The organism is uncultured Victivallis sp., from assembly GCF_944391105.1.
In the GTDB taxonomy this organism is placed as follows: domain Bacteria; phylum Verrucomicrobiota; class Lentisphaeria; order Victivallales; family Victivallaceae; genus Victivallis.
Genome location: NZ_CALXSK010000011.1, coordinates 30,455 through 55,717, shown reverse-complemented (window position 1 = coordinate 55,717; position 25,263 = coordinate 30,455). Strand labels below are relative to the sequence as shown.

The 25,263-nt window shown below is 60.3% G+C and carries 20 protein-coding genes; 13 read left to right on the top strand and 7 right to left on the bottom strand.

From position 1 onward, the window contains the following. Positions 1-20 precede the first annotated feature (20 nt). Genes Q0K10_RS05575 through Q0K10_RS05560 form a run of 4 tightly spaced genes read right to left on the bottom strand, consistent with a single transcriptional unit; the run spans position 21 to position 4,592 of the window. Positions 21-1,379: a PFL family protein gene (locus tag Q0K10_RS05575; RefSeq protein ID WP_294504354.1), complete on the bottom strand. Its 1,359-nt coding sequence runs from the start codon at positions 1,377-1,379 to the stop codon at positions 21-23. Positions 1,380-1,381: 2 nt separating this feature from the next. Further along, on the bottom strand, positions 1,382-1,651 hold the full coding sequence (locus Q0K10_RS05570) for an ACT domain-containing protein (RefSeq protein ID WP_294479136.1): 270 nt from the start codon (positions 1,649-1,651) through the stop codon (positions 1,382-1,384). A 32-nt stretch (positions 1,652-1,683) separates the two neighbouring features. Next, positions 1,684-2,661, bottom strand: coding sequence for a radical SAM protein (locus Q0K10_RS05565; protein WP_294504351.1), 978 nt, complete (start codon positions 2,659-2,661; stop codon positions 1,684-1,686). Then, the gene (locus Q0K10_RS05560; RefSeq protein ID WP_294504348.1) at positions 2,658-4,592 is read right to left on the bottom strand and encodes a hypothetical protein; all 1,935 of its coding nucleotides are present in this window, start codon (positions 4,590-4,592) and stop codon (positions 2,658-2,660) included. Before Q0K10_RS05560 ends, Q0K10_RS05565 begins: the two co-directional genes overlap by 4 nt. Positions 4,593-4,748: 156 nt before the next feature. On the opposite strand from Q0K10_RS05560, the gene Q0K10_RS05555 reads away from it, so the two are divergent. Continuing rightward, positions 4,749-7,175: a homocysteine S-methyltransferase family protein gene (locus Q0K10_RS05555; RefSeq protein ID WP_294504345.1), complete on the top strand. Its 2,427-nt coding sequence runs from the start codon at positions 4,749-4,751 to the stop codon at positions 7,173-7,175. Here the strand turns inward: Q0K10_RS05555 and Q0K10_RS05550 are convergent. Further along, positions 7,167-8,234 (bottom strand): glycoside hydrolase family 43 protein, encoded by a 1,068-nt coding sequence (locus Q0K10_RS05550; RefSeq protein ID WP_294504343.1) that lies wholly within the window; start codon positions 8,232-8,234, stop codon positions 7,167-7,169. The genes Q0K10_RS05555 and Q0K10_RS05550 overlap by 9 nt on opposite strands. On the opposite strand from Q0K10_RS05550, the gene Q0K10_RS05545 reads away from it, so the two are divergent. The 5 genes from Q0K10_RS05545 (at position 8,211) to Q0K10_RS05525 (ending at position 13,813) form a co-directional block, all read left to right on the top strand. Further along, positions 8,211-8,462 (top strand): hypothetical protein, encoded by a 252-nt coding sequence (locus Q0K10_RS05545; protein WP_294504340.1) that lies wholly within the window; start codon positions 8,211-8,213, stop codon positions 8,460-8,462. The two genes, Q0K10_RS05550 and Q0K10_RS05545, sit on opposite strands and share 24 nt — an antisense overlap. Beyond that, positions 8,443-10,545 carry a GreA/GreB family elongation factor gene (locus Q0K10_RS05540; protein ID WP_294504337.1) on the top strand — a complete coding sequence of 701 codons (2,103 nt, stop codon included), beginning with the start codon at positions 8,443-8,445 and terminating at the stop codon, positions 10,543-10,545. The genes Q0K10_RS05545 and Q0K10_RS05540 overlap by 20 nt, the downstream gene beginning before the upstream one ends. Further along, positions 10,542-11,393 (top strand): metallophosphoesterase, encoded by an 852-nt coding sequence (locus Q0K10_RS05535; RefSeq protein ID WP_294504334.1) that lies wholly within the window; start codon positions 10,542-10,544, stop codon positions 11,391-11,393. The genes Q0K10_RS05540 and Q0K10_RS05535 overlap by 4 nt, the downstream gene beginning before the upstream one ends. Before the next feature lie 135 nt (positions 11,394-11,528). Further along, entirely contained in the window at positions 11,529-13,100 is a 1,572-nt protein-coding gene (locus Q0K10_RS05530) for a 3-phosphoglycerate dehydrogenase family protein (protein WP_294504332.1), read from the top strand. A gap of 59 nt (positions 13,101-13,159) precedes the next feature. Then, entirely contained in the window at positions 13,160-13,813 is a 654-nt protein-coding gene (locus Q0K10_RS05525; RefSeq protein WP_294504330.1) for a hypothetical protein, read from the top strand. Between the two features lie 12 nt (positions 13,814-13,825). Here Q0K10_RS05525 and Q0K10_RS05520 read toward each other — a convergent pair whose 3' ends face one another. After that, the gene (locus Q0K10_RS05520; protein WP_294504328.1) at positions 13,826-15,154 is read right to left on the bottom strand and encodes a flippase; all 1,329 of its coding nucleotides are present in this window, start codon (positions 15,152-15,154) and stop codon (positions 13,826-13,828) included. A 138-nt stretch (positions 15,155-15,292) separates the two neighbouring features. Between Q0K10_RS05520 and Q0K10_RS05515 the strand changes: the two genes are divergently transcribed. From Q0K10_RS05515 to Q0K10_RS05505, 3 genes are all read left to right on the top strand, one after another. Continuing rightward, a complete protein-coding gene (locus tag Q0K10_RS05515) occupies positions 15,293-16,264 on the top strand; it encodes a hypothetical protein (protein ID WP_294504324.1) in 972 nt (323 codons plus the stop codon). After that, a complete protein-coding gene (locus tag Q0K10_RS05510; RefSeq protein ID WP_294504321.1) occupies positions 16,240-17,463 on the top strand; it encodes a glycosyltransferase family 9 protein in 1,224 nt (407 codons plus the stop codon). The genes Q0K10_RS05515 and Q0K10_RS05510 overlap by 25 nt, the downstream gene beginning before the upstream one ends. Positions 17,464-17,699: 236 nt before the next feature. Continuing rightward, a complete protein-coding gene (locus Q0K10_RS05505) occupies positions 17,700-19,814 on the top strand; it encodes a polyribonucleotide nucleotidyltransferase (RefSeq protein ID WP_294504319.1) in 2,115 nt (704 codons plus the stop codon). A gap of 77 nt (positions 19,815-19,891) precedes the next feature. Here the strand turns inward: Q0K10_RS05505 and Q0K10_RS05500 are convergent, their stop codons facing one another. Next, the gene (locus Q0K10_RS05500) at positions 19,892-20,392 is read right to left on the bottom strand and encodes a flavodoxin family protein (RefSeq protein WP_294504316.1); all 501 of its coding nucleotides are present in this window, start codon (positions 20,390-20,392) and stop codon (positions 19,892-19,894) included. A 173-nt stretch (positions 20,393-20,565) separates the two neighbouring features. Between Q0K10_RS05500 and Q0K10_RS05495 the strand changes: the two genes are divergently transcribed. The 4 genes from Q0K10_RS05495 to metW all read left to right on the top strand — a co-directional run bounded on the left by Q0K10_RS05495 (position 20,566) and on the right by metW (position 25,233). Next, positions 20,566-22,887 (top strand): right-handed parallel beta-helix repeat-containing protein, encoded by a 2,322-nt coding sequence (locus tag Q0K10_RS05495; protein WP_294504313.1) that lies wholly within the window; start codon positions 20,566-20,568, stop codon positions 22,885-22,887. Positions 22,888-22,906: 19 nt separating this feature from the next. Beyond that, positions 22,907-23,413 carry a phosphoribosyltransferase gene (locus Q0K10_RS05490; RefSeq protein ID WP_294504310.1) on the top strand — a complete coding sequence of 169 codons (507 nt, stop codon included), beginning with the start codon at positions 22,907-22,909 and terminating at the stop codon, positions 23,411-23,413. An 88-nt stretch (positions 23,414-23,501) separates the two neighbouring features. Continuing rightward, positions 23,502-24,623: a homoserine O-acetyltransferase gene (locus Q0K10_RS05485; protein WP_294504307.1), complete on the top strand. Its 1,122-nt coding sequence runs from the start codon at positions 23,502-23,504 to the stop codon at positions 24,621-24,623. Further along, positions 24,616-25,233 (top strand): methionine biosynthesis protein MetW, encoded by a 618-nt coding sequence (gene metW / locus Q0K10_RS05480; protein ID WP_294504304.1) that lies wholly within the window; start codon positions 24,616-24,618, stop codon positions 25,231-25,233. Before Q0K10_RS05485 ends, metW begins: the two co-directional genes overlap by 8 nt. Positions 25,234-25,263: the final 30 nt, after the last annotated feature.

Sequence of the window (25,263 nt, the reverse complement as noted above, 5' to 3'; positions counted from 1 at the left end):
TCCCGAACACCCTCTCCAAATCAGTTCTTCAAGCTCTGGATCGGCGCCGGAATCCGACCGCCGCGCGCGATGAACTTTGCCGGAGAACGGGTGTTCACCGGCATCACCGGCGCTTCGCCGAGCAGTCCGCCGAACGAAACCGTGTCCCCGACTTTGCAACCGTATGCGGGGATCAGACGCACCGCCGTGGTCTTGAAATTCACCACGCCGATCGCGATCTCGTCGGCGATGATGCCGGAGATCACCTCCGCCGGCGTATCCCCCGGAATCGCAATCATGTCCAGCCCGACCGAACAGACCGCCGTCATCGCTTCGAGTTTCTCGAGATTCAGCGCGCCGCAGCGCACCGCCTCGATCATCCCCGCATCCTCCGAAACCGGAATGAACGCGCCCGAGAGACCGCCAACATGCGAGGAGGCCATCACGCCGCCTTTCTTCACCGCGTCATTCAACATCGCCAGCGCCGCGGTCGTGCCGTGACAGCCGCACTTCTCAAGCCCCATCGATTCGAGGATGTAGGCGACCGAATCCCCCACCGCCGGAGTCGGAGCGAGCGAAAGGTCGACGATTCCGAACGGAACTCCGAGCCTCTCCGACGCTTCGCGCGCGACGAGCTGACCGACCCGCGTGATCTTGAACGCCGTGCGCTTGACCGTCTCGGCGATCTCGGTCAGGTCACACGCCCCCTTGCGCCGGATCGCGGAGGCGACCACCCCCGGCCCGGAAACTCCCACATTGATGACCGTCTCCGGTTCGCCGATCCCGTGAAACGCCCCTGCCATGAACGGGTTGTCCTCCGGCACGTTCGCGAAGATGACCAGCTTCGCGCAGCCGATCGAACCGTTCTCCTTCGTGCGTTCCGCCGTCTCGCGGACGATCTGTCCCATCTCCGCAACCGCGTCTATGTTGATTCCGGCTTTCGTGCTCGCGACGTTCACCGACGAACAGACCCGCTCCGTCTCGGCGAGCGCCTGCGGAATCGAACTGATCAGCGTCCGGCTGCCGTTCGTGAACCCTTTCTGCACCAGCGCGCTGTAACCGCCGATAAAGTTGATCCCGAGCTCGTGCGCGGCACGGTCGAGCGTTTTCGCGATTCCGACCGCTCCGTCGACGTCGAGCCCGCCCGCCATCAACGCGACCGGAGTCACCGAAACCCGTTTGTTGATGATCGGAATGCCGTACTTCTTCTCAATCTCCTCCCCCGTGCGGACGAGATCGCGGGCACGGCTCATGACCCGGTCGTAAATGCGCACGGCAAGCCGCTTTGGATCGTCACACTGACAGTCGTAAAGCGAAATCCCCATCGTGATCGTGCGGATGTCGAGCTTCTCCTCGCGGATCATGCTGATGGTTTCCAGGATGTCTTTCGTCTCAAACATGTTCAGATCCTGTGCATGGAGTTGAAGATGTCCTCGTGCATGGCGTGGATCTCAAGCCCCTCGCGCCGTCCGAGCGCGCTCATCCGGTCGACGAAGTCGTTGAACGGAACCGTGAGCGCCTTGATGTCGACGATCATGATCATCGTAAAATATTCATTCAAAACGGTCTGGGAAATGTCAAGGATGTTCGCTCCCGACTCCGCGCACCCCGCGCTGACCTTGGCGATGATGCCGACCGAATCCCGTCCGATGACGGAGACAACTGCTTTCATTATGATGATTCCTTCTTCCCTATGGTTTCCAATTAATTCCCGTCCGCCTCCCGGTACGGCAGCTGACGCCGCCAGGGACAGTGACTGCAGACCGGCAGCGCCTCTTCCCGCAGGGCGAGCCGCCAGAGCTCCGCCCGGGGAGAGTCGATGAGTTCACTCAGACTCTTCTCCTTCGCATTCCCGATCGAGAAACCGAAGTAATCCGTACAGAACCCGACCTCGCCGTCACAGCGAATGTGCAACCGCGACTCCGGAGCAAGGCACAACGCCGTCCCCGTGAGCACATCCGGATAGGCGTGCTCCGAAATCCGCACCTTGACCGGATAACTCCGGGCAGCAACCATCGCACACTGGCGGCGGAATTCGGAAATGTACTGCGCATCATCGTCGCGCCGCCAGGCCGCGAGTTCGGGGTAGTCGCAGTTGAAATGCGCCGCACTGTAGGTCCGGTAACGCTCGATCTCCCTCCCGGTCAGGTACATGAGCTGCTGGAGAATCACCTCATCCGGCCCGAGCTCCGCAAGCAGTTCCGGCAGTTCCGCCATCCTTCCGACGTTCGCATCCGACACCGTGCAGAGAAAAATCAGTTTTCCGCGCCGCTCACGCAGCAGTTCGAGATTGCGGCGCACGCGGGCGAACACTCCGCGCCCGCGCACCGCGTCGTGAAGCTCCTCCGGACCGTCGAGCGAAACGTGGATCCGGTCGATCCACCGTCCCAGCGTTCCGGCATGACGATCCGCCAGCGTCGCATTCGTCACAACTTCAAGCGGGTGTCCGGAACCGGAAAGAGCTTCGGCAAGCGCATCAAAGCCGGCATACAGCAGCGGCTCTCCCCCCCAGAGCGTGATCACCGCACCGGGTTCGAGCTGCCCGGCACAGCGCAGCCAGAACTCCACCGGCAGCTCTCCGTGCCCGTCAGCAAGCATCCCTTTCGCCTGTCCGCAGAAACGGCAGGAGAGATTGCAGCGATCCGTCAGCTGAAAATGAGCCGCTTTGATTCGATGTTTCAAGATCGCCTCGCCCTGCGGAATTTCAGAATGGAGCCGGAGTTCCCCTGCACCGTGAATCCGGAGACGACCGGATTCTCCCCCCACTTCATCGAATCGAACACCCATTCGGGCGAGCAGGTGATCTCGTCCGTGAATGCGGCCGGGGTATTGTTGACCGCCACCACAAGCAGCGTATCGTCATCGACTTCATGCTCGGTGAGCGTAAGTTGCGGATTCGTCCGGAATACGCGCCGCCGCACCCCCGCCTTTTCCGCCGCAAGCGCATAGAGCCGATAGAGCTCCTGCCCGCCGGGGAGAAACGCGCGCGGCGTCTCCGTGGCGGCCCGCTCGATCGGAGCGGCGAGAAAGAGCACCTTCCCCTGTCCGAACGCCCGGCAGCAGAAGATCGGATCGTCGTCGCTGTCAACCGCGAGGATTTCCGCGTCGCGGTTCACAAGGTCGATCTGGAACTCCGAACGGCAGCGCAGATGGAAATCGTGCTCCTCCGAAGAGATCACCGTCTCGGCGACCGCCCGGCTGATCGTAGCAATGTCGATCCCGAACACCGAATTGAACGGTTCGAGCGAACCGCCATCCGACGTGACGAACAAAGTCGCGCCCTCCTGCACCGCCTTCAGCAGCCGATGGTAACAACGCCCCGGCATCACCCGGGTTCCGCGAATCGACGGGAGAATGTAGAAATTCGCAGGTTTGAGCTCCTGATCGGCGAACTGGAACTCGATGTCGAATCCCGCCTGTTTCGCGAGCAGGAATCCCGCATAGGCCACGCCCCACTGATCCTGATCCTGCGAGAGAATCATCACCGCGTCACGCCGGAAGGGCGGGAGTTTGCGCAGTCCGGTCCGGTCGAGCATCTCCCCGAACGCCTTCATCGTGCGCAGCGTCGGCTTTCCCTCCCGGTCGGGACGCAGCAGCCCGAGTTCGCGTTCCATCGCGACCCAGTCGTAGGGGGCGTGTTCAAGCCGGGTCTGGTCGTTCGCGCACCACCACAGCAACCCCCGGCAGTCGTGCGCGAAACTGTTCCAGAGCATATTGTTCAGATAGTCGGCGGCCACTTTCTCACTCGAAAACGACGGTCCGAGGCTGCCGGCCTCCTCGACGAACGCCGGAACCCGGCCAATGTCTCCGTAAAGTCTCGTCTCGGCGGCGGCGTGAAACGCATTGCGCATCGTGTTGACCGGATCGGTCGCGCAATGCGGCGTAAAAAGCGGGTACGGATGCGTGCAGAGCACGTCCGTCACTTCCGCCTGGTCAACGATCTTCCATGCTCCGCCGTCGCAGGTGAGCGAATGCATGCCGGAAACCACCGGACGCGTCGGATCCTCGCGGCGAATCGCCGCCGTAATCGCGTCGCTCCAGCACCACGCCTCGTCGGCGGAAACCGGATAAGCCATGCAGTTGCACTCGTTGCCGAGATCCCACGCCGCAATGGCCGGGCAATCCTTCAAAGAGCGGACGAGATACCGGACCATCCGCACCTGCCACTTGACCGCGGTCGCATCGGAAATCACGTTCACCCGCTCAAACGCGGGCGGCACGTGCATGCGCCCGGACATCCATCCGGTCACAAGCCCGACGATGAGCCGGATGCGATTCTCCGCAGCGATGCGGCAGAGCTCCCGGAACCGTTCGACCATCGTCTCGTCGACGCCTGCGCGCCCTGCCGGAGTCTCCGGCAGCGGCAGTTCTCCGAACCGCATTTCGACAAAGCTCTGCCCTCCGCCCGTGAGCGCCTGAATCGGCTGAAAATCGGGCCAGAGCGGAAACACCCGCGCCACCTCAACGCCATTCTCCCCCAGAAGCCGGAAATCCTCCGCCACAACCTCCGGCCGCCAGTCGCGCCACATCGCGGTCCCCGCGTGGCTGGCCCAATAGTTGCATCCCGTGAAAAACCCGGCGCCCGGCGCAAACATATTCTGCGACTCGTCCATGACGCTCACCCTCCTGATCTCTGGTTCAACGCCTGAAAAAATTACGTTTTGTTCTAAATATACCTTCTCCCGCGCCGGTTTCAAACCCCGACCGGTTGAATTTTGGCGGAAAGAGCGGTATCTTATAAGGAAAAAACCTTGCAGGAAGGACAACGCATGACACGCAGTGAATTCAAAGACCTTGCCGCGCAACGCATTCTCCGGCTCGACGGAGCGACCGGAACCGAACTGGCAAAACGCGGAATGCCCGCGGGGGTCTGTCCCGAAGCGTGGATTCTCGACCACCCCGACGCGATTATCGATGTGCAGCAGAATTACGCTGCGGCGGGAAGCGACATCATCTACGCCCCGACCTTCGGCGCCAACCCGCTCAAACTCGCGGAATTCGGGCTTGAAGAACAGACCGGAACAATCAACCGGGAACTCGCCCGACTCTCGCGCCGCGCGTTGCCGGACCGGTATGTGTTCGGCGACATCGCTCCGACCGGAAAACTCATCGAGCCTTACGGAGAACTCGCATTCGATGAGGCGGTTGAACTCTACAAACGCCAGCTGCGCGCACTGCTTTCGACCTGCTGTCTCGACGGATTCGCGATCGAGACGATGATGGATCTGCAGGAGGCGCGCGCCGCACTCATTGCCGTGCGCGAACTCTCGGATCTGCCGACGATCGTCACCCTGACCTTCGAACCCGGCGGCCGGACGCTGACCGGAGTTCATCCGGTTTCGGCGCTCGTGACGCTCCAGTCGCTCGGAGCGGACGCGTTCGGCTGCAACTGCTCGACCGGCCCGGAGGCGATGGCGGAGATCATCCGCGAACTCAAACCCTACGCGGAGATCCCGCTCGTGGCCAAACCGAACGCGGGAATGCCGCACCTGGTCGACGGCGTGACCCGATTCGATCTCGAGCCGGAATTGTTTGCACAGGCAGCACTCACACTCGTCGACGCCGGAGCGAACCTCATCGGCGGCTGCTGCGGCACTTCGCCGGAACATATCCGGCAGTTGAACTCGGTTCTCGGCAGCATTTGCCCGCATCCGGTCATGCCGGAAAAGCGCGGCGTCGTCGCCTCCCCCGGCCGGTTTCGCCGCCTCGCGCCGGAGGAGCCGTTCGCACTCGTGGGCGAGCGGATCAATCCGACCGGCAAAAAGGCGCTTCAGGCCGAACTGCGTGCCGGTTCGCTCGAACTGGTGAAACAGTTTGCGCGCGAACAGAACGAACAGGGCGCGGCGCTGCTCGACGTGAACTTCGGCCTCTCCGGAATCGATGAAGCCGAAACGATGCACCGCGCAGTCGGGCAGCTCGTGCTCACGGTCGACACCCCGCTCTGCATCGACTCGACCAACCCGAAGGCGGTCGAGGCGGGATTGCGGCTCTATCCCGGACGGGCGCTCTTCAACTCAATCTCTCTGGAAGAGGAGCGGATCCGGACGATTCTGCCGATCGCGGCGAAGTACGGTGCGATGCTCGTGCTGCTGCCGCTGACCGATCAGGGGATTCCCGCGACGGTCGAGGAGCGTATGCAGGTTCTTGCGAAAATCGCCGGACATGCGCGAAAATTCGGCTATACCGCATCGGATTTCGTCGCCGACGCGCTCATCATGACCATCTCCGCGAATCCGGACGCCGCCGCGATTTCGCTCGACTTCATCGAAGCATGCCGCAGCCGGGCGGGAATCGCAACGACCTGCGGACTCTCGAATGTGAGTTTCGGTCTGCCGTCGCGTGCGGTGGTGAATCAGGCGTTCCTCGGCATGGCGATCGGGCGGGGACTCACCTCGGCGATCGCCAATCCCGCGGCGCCGGGCATCCTCGATACGATCGCGGCCGCCGACGCGCTGACGGGGCGCGACTTGCGACTCGAACGTTACATCAACCGCTTCGCGGCGACTCCGGCACCGGCCCCGGCATCCGGACCGGAATCAAAACCGGCTGAAACCAAAGAACTTCCGCTCACGAAACGTCTCTACGACGCCGTGCTGAGCGGCCGCCGCGGCGAAGCCCTGAAGCTCCTCGATGAACTCATCGCCTCCGGAACGAACCCCGGAATGATCGTCGACGATATCCTGATTCCGGCGATCACGGAGGTCGGCAACCGCTTCGAGCGCAAGGAGTATTTCCTTCCGCAGCTCATGCAGAGCGCCTCGGCCATGCAGAAGGCGATGGAGAAACTCGAACCGCTGCTCAAGGCGGGCGGCGCCCGCGAGGACGGCCCCGTCTTCGTGCTGGCGACGGTGAAGGGAGACATTCACGACATCGGCAAGAACATCGTCGCGCTGCTGCTCAAGAACCACAACTTCCGGGTCATCGACCTCGGCAAGGATGTTCCGGCGGAGACGATCGTCGAAACCGCGATCCGCGAAAAGGCGAAGCTCATCGGACTCTCCGCACTCATGACCACGACGATGCCGCAGATGAAAGTCGTCGTCGACCTCGCGCGGGAAAGAGGGCTTGACATCCCGATTCTCGTCGGGGGAGCGGCCGTCGATGAGAACTTCGCGGAATCGATCGGCGCGGTCTACGGCGCGGATGCAATGGCGGCCGTCCGCAACGCGAAACGGCTGCTCGGCCTCTCAGAGTGAATCGAGCGACCACTCGCGCGGAGCACGCAGAACCGGTCTATTCCCCTCGAATTCGACAGGCAGCCAGAGATAACGCCCGTCGATTGCGTCGTCGGGACGCCAGAGATCGGCCATGAAAAGAAAACGCCCCTCCCCCAGCGGTTCGATCCAGGTGCTCTGCGCGCCGTAAGTCAGCTCGCCGCCTTCGTCGACGGCGGGATTCCCGAGCTCGATCCACGGCCCGGTCAGCGAATCCGCCACCGCGGAGCGCGCAGCGTTCGGCGCCCAGCCCGTACAGCCGGAACCGATGAAATAATACTTTCCGTTGTGCTTGAAGAGCGAGGGGGCCTCCATCCAGCGGAACGGAAAGATCCGCCAGTATCGTCCCGTCCGTCCAAGATAGTCATCGGTCAGTTCCGCCACATGCGTGGTGCTGTTCCGTTCGGAGGAGTAGATCAGGTACGCCCGGCCGTCGTCATCGGCGAAAAGCGTCATATCGCGCGCCTCCTGCCCTCCGGGCACGCAGGCGCCGAGGATCGACCCCTGCTTCGCTTCCGGGTTCTCGCCGCAGGCGATCTGTCCGAGTCTTGCCGCGCTCTGCGCGATTCCGGCCGGATCCCGCAGCTCCTCCGGCGTGTTCCCCGGCCAGACTCCGGGGTTCAATCTTGTCACTTCGACCAGCCGGAACGGCCCGGCCGGCGCGTCGGCGACCGCGATTCCGACGGAGGCGTCCTGATAGGTGGAGTCCCGCTCGAAATGAAAATACATCACAAATTTTCCGGTCTTCGGGCAGAAGAGCACTTTCGGGCGCTCGATCACGCAGCCCGGACGCACCGTTGACGATCCGGCGTCGTTCACGTCGAACGCGATTCCGGCGTCGCGCCAGTTGTACAGATCGGTGGAGACATAGACGTGGACGCCGACCCAGGCGAGATTTCCGCGCCGGCCCTCGACCTTGTGTTCCCCGTACCAGTAGATCCTTCCGTCGTGCCGGAGCAGGCAGCCGCCGTGGGCGTTGATGTGCACGCCGTGATCGTCCGGCCAGAGTTCGCCGGGATGAAACGAGTGAAAGTTCGTCATAACTTCAATCCTGTCTGGTTGATTCCGGGAATAACAGTAGCTCTGCAGTTCCGTTTTTTCCACCCCCCGGCAAAAAAAAAGAGACGAATTTACCGGAAACAGAGCAGACCTATTGAAAAAAATTTCGATGCGGGTTATATTAATCCACTTGCAAGAAAACGCGCAGGGCGCTCCCTTCGCGGGGCGCGGCGCTTACATGGAGACAACGATGGATTCAGCCGCTTTTGAAGATCTTCTGGTCGCTGCGACGACCTCGCCCGACAAGAAAACCCTGGAGAAACTCCTCGCCTTGCTGGCCACCGCCGGCAATCCGATCCCCGCCTCCGTGGTGGAGGAACTCAATCTGCTCTGGGAAGCGTGGGGCAACGACGAACTCGACGACGCGCAGGGTGCGTTCTGCATCGGACTTGCCGCGCTGCCGATGACCGACAGCCCCGTGTTCCGCAAACTGCTTGCGCAGGCCGTGAAGGCGGTTCTGCCGAATTACCTCTCGCGTCCGCCGATCATGAAGGCGCTCGGCGTGCGCGACGAGAATGTGGCGCTCAATGACTTTGCGGCACGGCTGCAGCGGCTCCGCGTACTCAAAAACGGCTTGATCGTCTTTCTGCCGAGCTCGGGACGCTGGGGAATCGCCGGGTCGCTCGACAGCATCGGGTCTCTCGCGATCAACACCTGGGGAGGAACCGGCGGAGCCGCAGCGGTGCCGCTCGACATCGTCCTGCGCGAAGCCGTACTGCTCACGCCCGGTCCGGAACTCATCAAGCTCATCGATTCGACTCGCGGCATGGTCTCCTCCGCCGATTTCCGGAATATCGTGAAACGCAAGGCGCTCGTTCCGGTCAGTGACGATGTCGCCAAACTCATGGCGAAAAACGGCTGTGCGAAGAATCTCGACGCTGCCGCCTTCGAAAAATACTGGGCCGACAATGCCGCCGGGGCAGCCGCGCCCGCAACGCGCCGCGCGTGCGACGGCCGCAGCCTCAAAGAGGTCGATCTGCTGCTCTCCGCTGAGGAAAAGGCCGGAGCGGGCAACTTCTCCGATGCCGAAGCGGCGGCATTCAATCGTTTCTTCTCGAATCTGAAGCCGGATACCGCCGCGCGCGACTCGAAGCTGCTCGCCTCGATCGTGGCCCGCCTCGCACCGCGCGCGACCTCCGAACAGCTCAAGCAGATGCTCTCTCCGCTGACCGGGAAGGCTCTCTTCTGGCCGGCGAGTCCCGCGACGGCGGACCTCAACTGCCTCGCGGTCTGGGGGGAACTCCCCGCGAAGGAGCTCGAGCAGCTTGCGCGGATCACGGCGGAAATCTTCCCGGAAGAGTATCTGGCCGAATGCGCGATGCGCGTACCGCTCAAATCGCTGAACGCCCTTTGCGCAGCGGTTGCGGACGAAGTGCTTTACGATCTCTTCATCGAACAGAAATCGTGCACGTCGGACTTCCTGCTCTGGATCTGGAAGAACCGCAAGAAGCGCGAAAGCACGGAATTGCCTCAGCTGCTGAACGTCGACAATGTCTCCCGTGCGCTGTCGCAGGACAATCTGCCGAAGGCGTGGGGAGCGGCACTTCGCGAACTCCGGACGCTGCTGTTGAACAACGCGGATTTCCAGAAACAGCTGATCCAGGCCGCGGGGGACGATGTCTCGATGTTCGCCGCCGCGCTGCAGGGAGCGCTGTTCCTGAGCTCCGGTGAACGGCAGAGTCTGATGGTGAAACTTTCGCGCGTCTCGCCGGAACTGCGCAGCTATCTCGAAGACGGCGCGGGGCAGCGGATCCTGAAGGCCGGCATCGGCAAGATCGACACCGACGCCCCCGCGGGGAACGAACCGAACTACACCAGCGTGAAGTCGCACAAGCGGCTCATGCAGGAGCTCGATGACATCATCAACATCCACATTCCGGAAAACCGCGAGGCGCTCAAGGCCGCGCGCGCTCACGGCGACTTCCGCGAGAATTCGGAATTCGATGCGGCCAAGGAACGGCGCAACTTCCTCGGACGCCGCCGCTCGGAACTCGAACGGGAGCTCAGCCGCATCCAGCCCGTGAACATGCGTTCCGTGCGGGTGGAGGATACCGCCGTGATCGGTTCGGAAGTCGAACTCAAATATGATGACGGCGAAGTCGAAGTCTATCAGCTGCTCGGCGCGTGGGACGGCGATCCGGAGCGGAAGTTCCTCGCCTACCGTACCCGTCTCGGCCAGGCTGTGCTGAACAGCAAGGTCGGGGACTCGATCGAAGTGCCCGGCGGGCGCAAATGTGTGCTCGCGGCCGTCCGGCCGCTGTCGGAAGAAATCATCGCGGAGCTGGATGCTTGAAGATCCGGTCGATCCGTTCGATCTACTACCCGCTGACCATCCCGCGGCCGGAACGGCTGCGGCGGTGGGTGCGGAAAATCGGCTACGGTCAGGCGGACGTCGTGGCCCGGGGGAAAGTGTCGGCCGTGCAGTATCTCCTGCCTGCGCCCTCCCCGGGAACCGCGGGAAAGCGGATCGCGTTTGCGACAGATTTTCATTACGGCGGGACTCCGCGTGACAGGGAGCTGGCCGCGCTGGCGACCGAACACATCCGAACCTTCCGCCCGGACGTGCTCTGCCTTGGAGGAGATCTCGCAGCGGATGCCGTCGAACTCGATGTGCTGCCAGAACTTCTCGAACAGTTCCGCGACTGCGCCCCCGTCCGGCTTGCGATTCCGGGAAACTGGGAGCGCGGCAAGACATGGCTGGCCGCGGACTACTGGCAACGGCTTTACGGTGCATCCGGCATTTGCTACCTCTGCAACAGCGGGGTGGAGTGCGGAGAATTCTATTTTTACGGCTGCGACGAACTCATGAACGGGGATCCCCGCCTGCCGGAACGGTGGCCGGCGGGACGATTTCCGGTGCTGCTCGTACATCGTCCGGATACAGCGATCGCGCTGGATTCGCTGCGGGCGCTCGATCCGGTTCTGCTGATTCTGTGCGGCCACACCCACGGCGGCCAGGTGCGTTTTCCCCTGTTCGGGCCGCTGTATGCGTCGAGCCGGTATGGCTGCCGTCTCGACTACGGCCTCTTCGAACGGCATGGGGCCGGAACCCGGATGATCGTCAGTTCCGGGATTGGAAACCGCTCTCTGCGGTTTCGTTTCCGCTGCCGCCGGGAGGTCGTTCTCATTGAATTCACCTGATTCGCCGGAAACCGTTCCTTGAAAAAAGGGATGGAACATGGTATATTAAGAGGAAAGCGGCTGCGGGGCTCCGCAGATTCCGCTTCGCGTTGATTCATTTTGAGGCGGGCCATCATTCACATTGGAGATATCATCATGCGTAAAGTTTTGATTCCGACCAAACTGGACAAATTCGCAGCCACCATGCTGTCCGACCGCGGCTATCAAGTGGTGCTCGATGCGGCGACCCCGCTCGACGAACTGGTCAAGGCGAATTCCGATGCGGAAGTTCTGATCGTCCGCAGCGAAAAGATCACACCGGAAATCATCGACCTTCTGCCGAACCTGAAGCTCATCGTCCGCGCCGGAGCCGGTTACAACACCATCGACATCAAGTATGCGCGCAAGCACGACATCGACGTGATGAACACGCCCGGCGCCAATTCGAACGCCGTAGCCGAGGAAGTCATCGCCATGATGCTCGCGGTCAGCCGCCACGTGGTAGCGGGCGACATCTCGACCCGCAAGGGCGACTGGGAAAAGAGCAAGTTCATGGGGCATGAACTGACCGGGAAAACGATCGGCATCCTCGGACTCGGTCACATCGGTCAGCTGCTCGTGAAGCGGCTCTCGGGGTTCGAAATGAAGGTTCTCGGTTACGACCCGATGCTCTCGCCCGCGCTGGCGGAGAAACTCGGGGTGGAACTGACCAGTGTCGAACACATTTTCACGGAGTCGGACTTCATCTCTCTGCACATTCCCGAAAACGACGAGACACGCGGAATGATCAACCGCCGGCTGCTCGAACTCATGAAGCCCGGCGCGATGCTGTTGAACTGCGCGCGTGCCGGAATCCTCAACGAAGCCGATCTGCGTGCGGTCAAGGCCGAAAAGAAGATCTTCTTCTGCAACGACGTCTATCCGAAGGACGTGGCCGGCGAAAAGCCGATCGCGGATGTCTGCGACCTCATGCTTCCCCACCTCGGAGCAAATACGTTTGAAGCGAATTTCGTCGCGGCCAAGCGGGCCGCCGAGCAGACTATCGCCTATTTCGAGCAGGGAATCACGAACTGCGTGGTCAACAAGGCGCTGCCGGATGGGCTCGACGCAAAATATCAGAAGCTCGCCTACGTGCTGACCAGCCTGACGAATGCCTATCTCGGCAAGGAGAATCCGACCCGGATTGAAACCAGCTTCTACGGAGACCTTGCGAAGTACGCGAAGTGGATGACGCCGCCGATTGCGGCCGGAATCGCGGCGGAATTCGCGCCCGACACCACTCCTTCCGACGCGGAGCATTACCTCTCCGACGCGGGGATCGAGCTCGTGAACCGGGAAGTCGACAACAACAAGCACTATGGCGAAGCGATGACCATCGACCTCTTCGTCGGCGGCAATCTGATCTACAAGGCCAGCGCGCGCGGAACGATCACGGAGAACAACCTCATGATCTCGCGGTTGAACGACTTCGATCAGCTCTATCTTGAGCCGACCGGTCATCATCTTTTCGTCGAATACAAGGACGAACCGGGCGTGATCGGCCGTATCGCCGGGATCCTCGGGGAAAAGAACATCAACATCGTCGACATCCGTGCGCCGCAGGATCTGAAGTCCGGGCTTTCGCTCACGGTGGTCAAGACGAACGTCGAAGTTCCGGAGATGCTTGTGGAGAAGATCCGCGAAGCGGTCAATGCGAGCAAGGCGTTCCAGTTCACCTATCTGCCGTAAGCTGTTGACATAACCGCCGCCCGGGAAACTCCGGGCGGCAGAACGGAAACCACAGAGAAATGAATCTGCACAATGAGTTTCTGAACCGGGTCAAGCGCACCTGGGAGTGGATCCGGCCGGCGGCGCCGATTCATCGGTCGCCGCGCAACGCGGATCAGCTCATCAAGCTGAATCTGCCGCCGCTGCTCGGGCGGCGCGATGCGGCATACGACCACGCGAGCCGGTTGATCGACGATCAGGAACTCTTCGCCCACGATGAAAGGTGGCGGCAGAAACATTACGAAACCATCTCCGGGCTGCTTGAAATCGCCGCGGACGACACGAGTTCGATTCTGCTGACGCTTTCAAGCCCTGACACGGCTGCGCGGGAACAGGGAATCCGCGATCTGATCGAATTGCTGCGGGAGATGGTGCGCGGGTTGGGCAGTTTTACAAAACTCGGGAATGCGATTCTTGACGCAGAGAATCCGACGCTGAAACATTTCGGAATCCGGTACACGGACACGGAACGGTTGCGCGGAGAGCAGGTGTTGAGTGAAGTGGAAATTTCGACGGTGAATCAGCTGCGGATTTTCTGCACCCACTCACTGCCGAAGATCCGGCGCTACCGGGAGTACACGGCGAAAAGCTTCAGCAAACCCTACGCCTCCCGCTATCACAAAGCCTACGAAGCCTATTCGGAGATCTTCAGCGAAGCGGTCAAGGCAGAATGAGCAGCCGCCACTTCAGCGGAATATCGGCAACATCGCCCGCAGGAAAAGCCGCACGCCCTGCCGTCCCTTACGAAACGGCAGCGGAAAAACCAGATAAGTAGCGAAATTGATTAGAAAAGCGGCAACCGCGACTCCGGTCACGCCCCAAAGCCGAATCATCAGATAATCAAGAACCACACTCAAGGCACACCCGCAGAACGAAACCGCCATGGAAATCTTCTGCATGTTTTCCGCAAGATACCACTTCGCATTCACCTGACCGGGATAAACCAGAAGAATTTTAGCAAGAAGAATCACATAAAGCCACGCAGCCTCCCGGTACGCCTCCCCGTAGAGCAGAACAATCAGAAAATATCCGACGCATGCGGCAGGAAGAAGAATCGCCAGAGCCGAATAGAACAGGAATCGCATAAGCCGTTCCGTCCGTTGATAATAACGCCGAATTGAGGTGGAACGTGTCCCGATCAGAGAAGGGAAAAACGAGTCGGCGACCACAAGAGGAAAGAGAAACAGAACCTCCGAGAGCCGCACAGCCACGGCATACTGTCCGTTCGCCGCATCGCCAAGCAACCAGGTCACAATCAGCTGATCAAACCTCAAATAAAACATAACTCCGAATGCTGCCAGAAACAGCGGAAGTGACTCCATCGCCAGAAATTTGACTTCTTCACGTTCTACCCGCAATGCCCGGAAGCGTCCGCCCAGATAACGATAAAACAGCACATAACCGAGTGCGGAGAAGGCCATGTAAATCGATTCAGCGAGTGCGAAACACCAGAGAGGAGCCCCCCGCCAGGCAAACCAGAGCCGGGCGCCGGAAACCACCAGCAGTGCCGTGATCTGCGAAACAGCGCTGTATTTGGCGAGAACCCGTGCCTGAAAACTAAAATCGAAAACCTGAAAAATTTGAAACGCATACCCTGCCAGAACGATCGCCAAAAGCAACCGTTCTCCATTCGTCATCGGCGAAAAGAGCAGTATTGCGCCGACCGCGACAACCATTACACCGAATCCCGCGGCCTTCAACGCCAGGGCACTGCCGAGGATGCAATCCGCACGGGATGGCCGTTTAACCAGTTCCCGCACAAGCACCGGATCCATTCCGAGCGTCACAAGCACGGAAAACAGCGCGATGAAGCTGATCGCATAATTCAGCAATCCATACTGCGCAGGGCCGAGCTGCCGGGCGACGTAAATCCCCACCAGAAATCCGAGAACGAGGCGCCCTCCTTTTTCTGCCAGCATCCAGAGCGTGTTCGCGCCGTAGCGACGAACACCGCTGTGCCCGGCCCAAAAGCCGATTTGTCGACGCAATGCCTCGAACATTTTCCGCAACCTCATTCTCACAGGGATATTCCGGCTCTTAACATACCCCGCAGATGGCGCAGTTTCAAGAATCCGTCGTGGAAATTCGCAACAGAGCTTGCTTTCAGAGGCGAATGAGAGTATACTAAGGGAATCGGAATCAGAGTCACCAATATGGAAAGCAAGAGAGAGAAATCGATCGTCGGAACCGAAACACCGACGACTGTCATGGACAAGGCGGCGTTTCAAACGCCGATACTGCTGATATTATTCAACCGTCCGGAAATGGCGGAGCGGGTTTTTGAAAGAATTCGCGCCGTTCATCCATCGAAGCTGTTCTTCGCCTGCGACGGCCCGCGCAAAGACCACTCCGGCGAATGGGAGCGCATGCGGCAGTCGCGTGCACTGGCCTCCGCAGTGGACTGGGAGTGCGAAGTAAAAACCCGGTTTCTCGACACCAACACCGGGTGCCGCAGTGCCGTACCGTCGGCGATCAGCTGGTTTTTTTCCGAAGTCGAAGAGGGGATTGTCTTTGAAGAGGACTGCCTGCCTGATCCAACCTTTTTCCGTTTCTGCGGAGAGATGCTGGAACGCTATCGTGACGATAAGCGGATCATGAACATCAGCGGCGTCAACAGCTTGTTGAGCAAGCCGAAATTAAGCGAGAGTTATTACTTCTCCCGCTATCCCCACATCTGGGGGTGGGCCACCTGGCGCAGGGCATGGCATTGTTACTCTCCGCAGATGGAGGATTTCCCGGATTTCGTCCGATCCGGGGCTCTCTCCGCAACATTCCCGGACCGGACCGAGCGAAAGCGCTGGACGGAAATACTTGAGAAGGTTTACCGGGGCGATCCAGCGTTCAACACCTGGGATGCCCAATGGAGTTATGCCCATTTCAAAAACCATGCTCTCTCCATCACACCACGACACAATCTGGTGATCAACATCGGCTGCACGCCGGATGCAATGCACACGGCCGACAGTCCATTCGCCCGGATTCCGGCCATTCCGATGGAGTTTCCCCTGTGCCATCCGAACTTTATCGTGCCGAATATGAAACTCGACGCCGAGACCTTTCGGGAGGATTACGCCAATCCGTTTCATCGGCGACTCGGCCGATGGCTGGCGAGAAAGCTGCACTGACCATGCGGTTGAATCATAAACTCAGTTTGCTGACCGACTTTGCCCGCTATACGCTCCGACCTCTGCCGGCCCGGGAACGGAACGAGACGCATCGAAGAAAACGGGTTCTGGTGATCCGTCTCGACCGGATCGGGGACTTCGCACTGTTTCTGCCGTTCGCAGCGGCGTTGCGGCGAATTTACCCGCCGGAAACCCATGAAATCACCCTGCTCGGGCGCCCACTCTGGATGCCGCTGGCCCGGCAACTCGGGTTTGACCGCTGCACGGAACTTGATCCGGCGGCGTTCCTCACCGACGCCCGCTACCGCCGGGAACAGTTGAAACGGGTCGCGACAGAACAATTCGATCTGCTGTTACAGCCCCGGTTTTACCGGGAAGTTCTGGTCGAGGACCTGCTTGCGCTCGCAGTCCGTGCGCCGCAAAGCATCGCATTCGCCTCGACACCGGATCATCTTCACTTCCGCCTGATGCGTTTTGCGGAACGGGCTTACACCAGACGAATCGATTCCGGCGAATTGCGGAATGCACACGAACTCCTCCGAAACCGCTGCTTTCTGAACCACCTTGAAACGGACAACGAAACGACCTGCCGGATGCCGCAGCTTCAACTTCCCCCCCTCCCCGCAGAACTTTCGGCAGCCCCGTATGTGGTTTTTCTGCCTGGCAGCGGCAAGAGCGAAAAAGTGATCTGGCCACCGGAAAACTTCGGTCGAATCGCCAGAAAAGCGGAAGAGGCAGGATATGCCGTCGTCGTCTGCGGAACTGCGGATGAGTCTCCATTGGCGGAAACGCTGCTCGCATCGTGCCGCCGGCGACAGCACAATCTGACCGGACGGCAAAGCATCGAAGAATTCACTGCGACAATCCGCCATGCGCAGCTGGTCATCGGCAACGATACGGGCGGCATCCATCTTGCGGCGATGTCCGGGATTCCCGCCCTGACCATAGCCGGACAAGGACAGCCGGGAATCTTCCTGCCCTACCCGGAGAATCTCTCATGGCTTCCCGGCGTCCGCCCCCCCCGTGTGATCAGCGGCGGCTGTCCCCATGCGGGCTGCCGCTGGCAATGCGTCTATTCCGGAAAAGCGGAAAGATTTCACTGTATCCGGGCCGTGGCGGCGGAACGTGTTCAAAAAGAGCTGGAAACCCGACTTCCCGTCCTGGATGGAGTCCGGAATATCGAAGAAACCGATGAATAAACAAGCCTTGCAACTTGTTTTTTTTACAATAATGCGATATATTACTTCAATTGTATGCGGGAGAGGAGTGTCTCCGGCTTCGGCTTGATTTTGTGGAATTCGGTCGTTATCAGCATCCGGGATCCGTTCCGGGGGTTGATACCGGGATTCCGCGAGTCGAAAGGCCCTTGGCCGGACGCGACCGGAGCACGCCTTTCCTCCCCAAAACAGCCCAACAGGAGAAAAGGAAATCTATCATGGCTGAAGAAAAAATCATTTTCAAGTTCGACGGCGAACGGGAGATGGAGATCTCCACCGGCAAAGTCGCCCGCCTCGCAAACGGTTCCTGCCTCGTCCGCCTCGGCGACACCATCGTTCTCGCCGCGGCCTGCTCCGGCGCCCCGCGCGAGGGAACCGACTTCTTCCCGCTTCAGGTCGACTACCGGGAAAAATATTCCGCGGCAGGCAAGTTCCCCGGCGGCTACATCAAACGCGAAGGCCGCCCCTCCACCAAGGAGATCCTCACCTGCCGCATGATCGACCGCCCCATCCGTCCGCTCTTCCCCGAAGGGTTCTTCGATGAGGTGCAGATCTCATGTGTGCTGCTCTCCGCCGACGGCGTGAATGAGCCCGACGTGCTCGCGATGGTCGGCGCTTCCGCATCTCTGATGCTCTCGGATCTCCCGTTCGACGGCCCGATCGGCGCGGTCCGCGTCGGCCTCGTCGACGGTAAATTCGTCGTCAATCCGACCCGCGCCGAGATGGAGAAGAGCAAACTCGAACTCATCTACGCCGGCCGTCCCGACCAGGTCATCATGATCGAAGGCGAAGCCGAATTCGTCTCCGAAGCCCAGATGCGCGAAGCGATGTACCTCGCGAACGAAGCCGTCAAGAAACAGTGCGACGCCCAGATCGAACTCGCCAAACGCGCCGGACGCACGAAGAAAGACTACAAACTCTACCTCGTTCCCGAAGCGCTCGCAGACGCCATGCAGAAGTTCTGCGCCGACCGCATCGAAGGTGTCTGCACGATCCCCGGCAAGGAGGACCGCATGGTCGCGATGGATGCGCTGCGTTCCGAAGTCCGCGAGGCGCTGCGCGAACAGTTCGCCGATATGAGTGACGCCGAATACGGCTTCATGACCGCGATCGGATTCGACAACCTCGTCCGCGAAACGACCCGCAACGTGATCCTGGAAAAACAGTTCCGTCCGGACGGCCGTTCGATCACCGAGATCCGGCCGCTCTCCGCCGAAGTCAGCGTCCTGCCCGTGGTTCACGGCAGCGCGCTCTTCTCGCGCGGCGAAACCCAGGCGCTCGTGCTCGCGACCCTCGGCAACGAAAAAGATGCCCAGGAAACCGACGACCTCACAAGCGAAACCGGCATCACGAAGAAGCGGTTTTATCTGCACTACAACTTCCCGAATTTCAGCGTCGGCGAAGTCGGCCGCATCACCGGCCCGGGCCGCCGCGAAATCGGCCACGGCAACCTCGCGGAGCGTTCGGTCTCCAAGGTGGTTCCGAAGGACTTCCCCTACGTGGTCCGCTGCGTTTCGGAGATCATGAGTTCGAACGGTTCGACTTCGATGGCGTCGGTCTGCGGCGCGACGCTCGCGCTCATGGATGCGGGCGTTCCGATCTCCGCCCCGGTGGCCGGCATCAGCTGCGGACTTGTGACCGGGAAAGACGGCAAACGGCTGTTGCTCACCGACATCATCGGCGCGGAAGACCATTTCGGCGACATGGACTTCAAGGTGTGCGGAACCCGCGACGGCATCACCGGATTCCAGCTCGATTTGAAGCTGCCCGGCATTCCGATCGATCTGCTCTGCGAGGGCATGGAGCGCAACCGCATTGCGCGCATGAAGATTCTCGACGTGATGGAGGCGTGCATCGCCGCCCCGCGTCCGGACATCTCGCCGCGCGCTCCGCGCCTCGAAGTGGTCAAGATCAATCCGGACAAGATCGGCGCACTCATCGGCCCCGGCGGCAAGAACATCCGCGCGATCACCGAGGAGACCGGCACCTCCATCGACATCGAGGAGGACGGCACCGTCAAGATCATGGCTCCGGACAAGGAGCACCTCGAAGCGGCGAAACTGCGCGTCTCGGCCTGCACTGCGGAGCCCGAGATCGGCAAGATCTATCGCGGCAAGGTCGTTTCCATCCGCGACTTCGGCGCATTTGTGGAGATTCTCCCGGGCGTGGAAGGGCTGCTGCACATCTCCGCGCTGGCCGACTACCGCGTCAACAAGGTGACGGACATCTGCAATGAGGGCGATTACGTCTCGGTCAAAGTGCTCGACATCGATCCGGCCAACGGCAAGATCAGTTTGTCGCGCAAGGCGGCGCTCAAGGAGATGAGCGAGTAATCGCATTCACCCGTTTTCAGAAAAGGCGGAACGCCGCGGTTTCCCAAAGAGACCGCGGCGTTTTTTTGCAGCACAACTCACTGCAATCGCAGGAAAATCTCGCAAAACACCTCCCGCGCCCGGACGAGGTCGTCGGGGCCGGGATGTTCCGCGGCCTGCCCCCAGCGGGCGTCTCCGGCGGAGATGCGCGGGCCGCCGGCGACCATCTGGCGCATCCATTTGATGTTTGCGGGATCGATCTTCCCCTGGCAGATGAAGTGGCCGACGATCTCATTTCCGGCGAACATCGCCTCCGCGTTTCTCAGGCACTCCTGCGCATGATCGGAATCGGGATTCGCGCCGAGGGTGAAGAAAAGTACAACCTTCTTCCCCTTCAATCTCCGGATATATTTCTGGATCTCATGATTCGGATGGCCTTTGTCGATCCAGAATCCGACCGCGATGAGGTCAAATTCATGGTAGTCCGGCGCTTCGGCGATCGGAGAAAGAACCGTATCGCGCCCGAACGCCTCGGCCGCGACCTCCGCAATCGCTTCCGTGTTTCCGGTTTTCGATGAATAGACCACCAACGCCTTCATGATTGTTCTCCTTTCCACTTCCTCTTCCGGGAACGGTCCCCCGCCAGTAAAGAGCAATATAATTCAGGAGTTCCTAAGTTTCAAGAAAAAGGACCGGCTTTTTGAAAAAAACACTCGCATTTTTTCCGGAAGCGGCTATCTTAACCGTAAAACAATCGGAAGAGGTCGTCGTTATGATTGCAAAAATCGCGTTGCTTCTGTTTGCCGCCGTCGCGCTGACCGCTTCGGAGGAAGAGCCGGCGACGATCCTTCAGGGCTTTCGCGACCCGTCCCGTTTCGCGCTCGGCGAGAGTGTCGGAAGCGTGAGCGAAAATGGCGAACTCCTGCGGATCGACACGACCGGGCGCGATGAAACGTGGACACCCGTGCTCCGCACGCGGCCGGGGGTACTGAAGCCGGGAAGCGACTACGTTGTGACGTTTCGATACCGGATCGATTCGCCTGATATGGAGAAGAAATTTCTCCACTTTCTCTGCCGGCCGTTCTCGCGTCCGGACTCGTCACTCGACACCATGCGCCGGAACGAAGGGGGCGCGGGTGAATTCCGGCAGGTCAAGATCAAATTCCGCACGGGAAGCCGGGCGGACGACTACTCGTTTCAAATTCACACATTCCGCAAACTCAAGGGGGAGATCATGGATTTTACGCTTGCAGAAGGAACCGGAGAAGTCTATCTGGCGGCGACGCCGGACGCGAAACCGTTCACCGGCAGTCTCGGGGAACTGCCGACCGGGGCGAAGGAATTCACGATCGATCCGCCGCGCAATTCCGGCGGTACGGTCGTCGATGCGGCGGAATTCGGCGTTTCGCCGGAAAATCCAGACAATATCCCGGCGCTGAACCGCGCACTTGAACACTGCCGCCGGACCGGCGCGGCCCGTCTCACGATTGCACCGGGGGTTTACCGCATGACTTCAGATGTTTCGCTCCGCTTCCGCGAGATGCGCGACTTTGTATTCGACGGCGGCGGTGCGACATTCGTCTGGCTCAAGAAGCGGCAGCCGAACTTTCTCGTGGAACAGTGTGAACGGCTTGTGTTGCGCAACTTCAACATGGACTGGGAGTGGGAAAAAGATCCGCTCGCCAGTCTCGTCGAGGTCGCGGCGGTCACGCCGGAGAGTGTCGACTTCAAGTTCGTCGAGTACGAAACGTTTCCGCGCCGGGATGTGCGCGTTGCGATCGTGAGCAGCTACGATCCCGCGACGAAATCGGTCGGAATCGAAGGCGGATTCGACCGCGGATTCGAGTTCTTCGCAGGACAGAACCGTCCGGAAACCGAGTGGCTCTCCGGAAATCTTCTGCGGGTTCACGCGAAGGATCTGAGTTGTTTCCAGCCTGGACAGCTCTTCCGGATGCAGCACTACTATTACGACATGAACGGATTCGTGCTCTCCGACAACCGTCACCTCACGATCGAGGACGTCAACATCTTCTCCTGCGCGGGACATGCGTTTGTGGTCAGCGGCACGCAGCAGTTCTGGGAGTTCCGGCGGGTCAACATCGTCGCGCCGAAGGGAATTCCGCGCCGGATCATCACCTGCACGGCCGACCACTGCCACATCGCGCGGTCACGCGGATTCTTCCGCATGGAGGAGTGCGAATTCAGCCTCGGCGCGGACGACTGCCTGAATGCACACGACTGTTCCGGCTATGCGGAAAAATCCGGAACGCATTCGGTCCGCACCCGAAACATGCGCGCGATCGAAACCTATCCGCCCGGCACGCCGGTCGAACTGCGTCATGGCGACTACTCTCCGTCGGGATTCCGTTCCACCGTGGTTTCGACCCGGACGATCGACAACGGAAAGGGAATCCACGAAATCACGTTCCGCGATCCGGTACCGGAACCGATCGACGACGGCTTCATCCTCTTCAACTGGAATTACGATACACGCAACATCATCGTGCGGAACTGCTTCTTCCACGACAACCGCGCGCGCGGCATCCTGCTGCTCGGACGGGACATCACGCTGGAAAACAACCGTTTCCGCCACAACGAAATGGGCGCGATCAAGATCGAAACCGGCTACACCTTCAACGTCTGGAGCGAGGGTTACGGCGCGGACAACATCGTCGTGCGCAACAACACGTTCGACAGCGTGAACCCGCGCGACGTCGCCAACGACGGCAAGGCGCGCGACATCTACATGGGGGTCTACATGAAGACCGATCCGTCGACCGAGCGGACGCGCTACCCGATTCTCTCGAACATTCTGTTTGAAAACAACCGTTTCCGGAACAGCTTCGGGCTCGTGGCATTCATCAGCTCGGCCGGGAACGTCACATTCCGCGGCAACACGTTCGAGAATCCGACGCCGCGGCGCGATCCCCTCCCCTACCGGGCGGCGTTCTTCGTCACAAGCGCGTCGGATGTGAAGATCGTGAACAACCGCTACATCGCCTCACCGAACGTGCCGAACCCCGGCGTATTCTACGACCCGGAATCGGTGGAAAACATCGTTGCGGCGGGCAATGTCGTCATACCACAGAAATAATCCGGGAGAACCGACGCACATGGATATTCTTTTTTCGACCGACCGCATCGCCGAACGAATCGCCGCGATGGGGAACGAGATCACCGAATTCTACCGCGACAGACCGCTGACCGTCATCGCGCTGATGAACGGCGGAATCTGTTTCGCCGCGGATCTGTCGCGCGCGATCGCGCTGCCGATCTGGCTCGACTCGATCGGGGTCGCGAGCTACGCGAACCGGACGAGCACCGGGAGTCTCGACTTCCGCTCGACGCTGAAACTCGATCCGAAAGGACGGGAGATTCTGCTCCTCGACGAAGTGCTCGACACCGGCACGACACTGAAGCATGTGAGCGAAAAACTCCGTGCGCTCGGTGCCTCCGGCGTCCGCACCGCCGTCATGGTGGAGAAGGAGATCCCGCGCCCGAACGGGCTCGCACACGCCGACTGGGCCGGTTTTCTCTGCCCGCAGCGTTACCTTGTCGGCTACGGGCTCGACGCGGACGAACGCTACCGCAATCTGCCGTACATCGCCGCGATCGACTGAGGCCGGAGGGGGGCCGAACTTGCATTCTGCGTTCCGGACGTGTATATTACATAATTTGACAATTATGTCCGGGAAGGAGCGCATCAAGGTGCTGATCACTGTACCATTGAATTTTCAACTGAAGGAGCCGCTGCCGCTCGACTGCGGACGGGTGCTCAAGCAGGTGAACATTCGTTATGAAATTGTCGGGACGCTGACTCCGGAAGCGGACAATGCGGTTCTGATTACGCACGCCCTCTCCGGAAATGCGCACGTCTGCGGACGCTACACGCCGGAGGACCCAAAACCGGGCTGGTGGGATGAGATGGTCGGCCCCGGCAAGGCGATCGATACAAACCGCTATTTCGTGATCTGCAGCAATGTCATCGGCAGCTGCGCCGGGTCGACCGGGCCGCGTTCGATCGATCCGGACACGGGGAATCCCTACAATCTCACGTTCCCGGTCATCACGATCCGGGACATGGTTCGCGCGCAGAAGCAGCTCGTCGAACATCTCGGCATCAAGCGGCTGCTTGCGGTCGTCGGCGGCTCAATGGGGGGGATGCAGGCGCTCGAATGGGCGATCAACTATCCGGATATGGTTGACGGCGTCATTCCGATTGCGACGACGTCGCAGCTCTCCCCGCAGAGCATCGCGTTCGACTGGGTCGGCCGCGAGGCGATCAAGAACGATCCGCGCTGGAACGAGGGGAACTACTCGCCCGACCGGGTGCCGGAGGGGGGACTTGCGACCGCGCGCATGCTCGCGCACATCACCTATCTCTCGGATGAATCGATGAGCCGCAAGTTCGGCAGAGAGCTTCAGGATGCCGACAGTTACAGCTTCGATTTCCAGCGCGACTTCGCGGTGGAGAGTTACCTGGAGCATCAGGGGCGGCGGTTCGTCGAACTCTTCGATGCGAACAGCTATTTTTACATCACGCGTGCGATGGATTATTTCGATATGGCCAACCGCAGCGGCGGGGATCTGGCCAAAACGTTCTCGAAAGCGAAAGCGGCGTTTCTGGTCATCTCGTTTTCGAGCGACTGGCTGTTTCCGACGGCGGAATCGCGCAAAATCGTGCATGCACTGCTGAAAAACCGGCTGAACGTCTCATTCTGCGAAATCAAATCCGGTTACGGACACGACGCGTTCCTGCTGGAGGTCGATGCGCTCGGCCGGATGGTCCGTGATTTTCTGAGAAACTGTCAGGAGGCGCGCCGTGGCTAAGCATTTTCACTCCGAACTCAGAAACCGCCCCGACCTCGCGGTCATTGCGGAACTGGTCGATCCCGGACACAGGGTGCTCGATCTCGGCTGCGGGGACGGCAGTTTTCTCAAGATGCTCAAACACGAACGCGGCGCGAAAGTCCTCGGCATGGAGATCGATCAGGATCTCATCGCGGAGTGCATCGCCAACGGTGTGCCGGTCGTGCAGAGCGATCTCGATGCGGAACTGGATTTTGCCGAAGACAATTCGTTCGACCTCGTGATTCTGAGCCAGACGATCCAGCAGATGCGCCGTCCCGACCAGCTGATGCGGAAGATCGTCCGGGTCGGAAAACTCGCGGCGGTGAGTTTCATCAACTTCGGCTACTTCTCCTGCCGGATGCAGCTCATGCTGACCGGGGCGATGCCGCGCACGAAGGAGATTCCGTACCAGTGGTACAACACACCGAACATCCACCTCGGAACGATCAAGGATTTCAGACGGTTGTGCAGACATCTGGGAATCAAGGTGATTCAGGAAATTCCGATCGGACACTCCTTCCCGCTGCTGACCCGCCACTGGCCGAATCTCTTTGCGGTCGGCTGCGTGTTTCTGCTTGAAAAAGAGTAATTCCGTCACCGTCGCCAAACACGATTGGAG

What these genes read in the sequence shown, in the direction of transcription:
- Q0K10_RS05575 (WP_294504354.1), bottom strand. Translation starts at nt 1,379, where the DNA reads ATGTTTGAGACGAAAGACATCCTGGAAACCATCAGCATGATCCGCGAG.
- Q0K10_RS05570 (WP_294479136.1), bottom strand. Translation starts at nt 1,651, where the DNA reads ATGAAAGCAGTTGTCTCCGTCATCGGACGGGATTCGGTCGGCATCATC.
- Q0K10_RS05560 (WP_294504348.1), bottom strand. Translation starts at nt 4,592, where the DNA reads ATGGACGAGTCGCAGAATATGTTTGCGCCGGGCGCCGGGTTTTTCACG.
- Q0K10_RS05555 (WP_294504345.1), top strand. Translation starts at nt 4,749, where the DNA reads ATGACACGCAGTGAATTCAAAGACCTTGCCGCGCAACGCATTCTCCGG.
- Q0K10_RS05545 (WP_294504340.1), top strand. Translation starts at nt 8,211, where the DNA reads ATGAAACGAGTGAAAGTTCGTCATAACTTCAATCCTGTCTGGTTGATT.
- Q0K10_RS05550 (WP_294504343.1), bottom strand. Translation starts at nt 8,234, where the DNA reads ATGACGAACTTTCACTCGTTTCATCCCGGCGAACTCTGGCCGGACGAT.
- Q0K10_RS05540 (WP_294504337.1), top strand. Translation starts at nt 8,443, where the DNA reads ATGGATTCAGCCGCTTTTGAAGATCTTCTGGTCGCTGCGACGACCTCG.
- Q0K10_RS05530 (WP_294504332.1), top strand. Translation starts at nt 11,529, where the DNA reads ATGCGTAAAGTTTTGATTCCGACCAAACTGGACAAATTCGCAGCCACC.
- Q0K10_RS05525 (WP_294504330.1), top strand. Translation starts at nt 13,160, where the DNA reads ATGAATCTGCACAATGAGTTTCTGAACCGGGTCAAGCGCACCTGGGAG.
- Q0K10_RS05520 (WP_294504328.1), bottom strand. Translation starts at nt 15,154, where the DNA reads ATGAGGTTGCGGAAAATGTTCGAGGCATTGCGTCGACAAATCGGCTTT.
- Q0K10_RS05515 (WP_294504324.1), top strand. Translation starts at nt 15,293, where the DNA reads ATGGAAAGCAAGAGAGAGAAATCGATCGTCGGAACCGAAACACCGACG.
- Q0K10_RS05510 (WP_294504321.1), top strand. Translation starts at nt 16,240, where the DNA reads ATGGCTGGCGAGAAAGCTGCACTGACCATGCGGTTGAATCATAAACTC.
- Q0K10_RS05505 (WP_294504319.1), top strand. Translation starts at nt 17,700, where the DNA reads ATGGCTGAAGAAAAAATCATTTTCAAGTTCGACGGCGAACGGGAGATG.
- Q0K10_RS05500 (WP_294504316.1), bottom strand. Translation starts at nt 20,392, where the DNA reads ATGAAGGCGTTGGTGGTCTATTCATCGAAAACCGGAAACACGGAAGCG.
- Q0K10_RS05495 (WP_294504313.1), top strand. Translation starts at nt 20,566, where the DNA reads ATGATTGCAAAAATCGCGTTGCTTCTGTTTGCCGCCGTCGCGCTGACC.
- Q0K10_RS05490 (WP_294504310.1), top strand. Translation starts at nt 22,907, where the DNA reads ATGGATATTCTTTTTTCGACCGACCGCATCGCCGAACGAATCGCCGCG.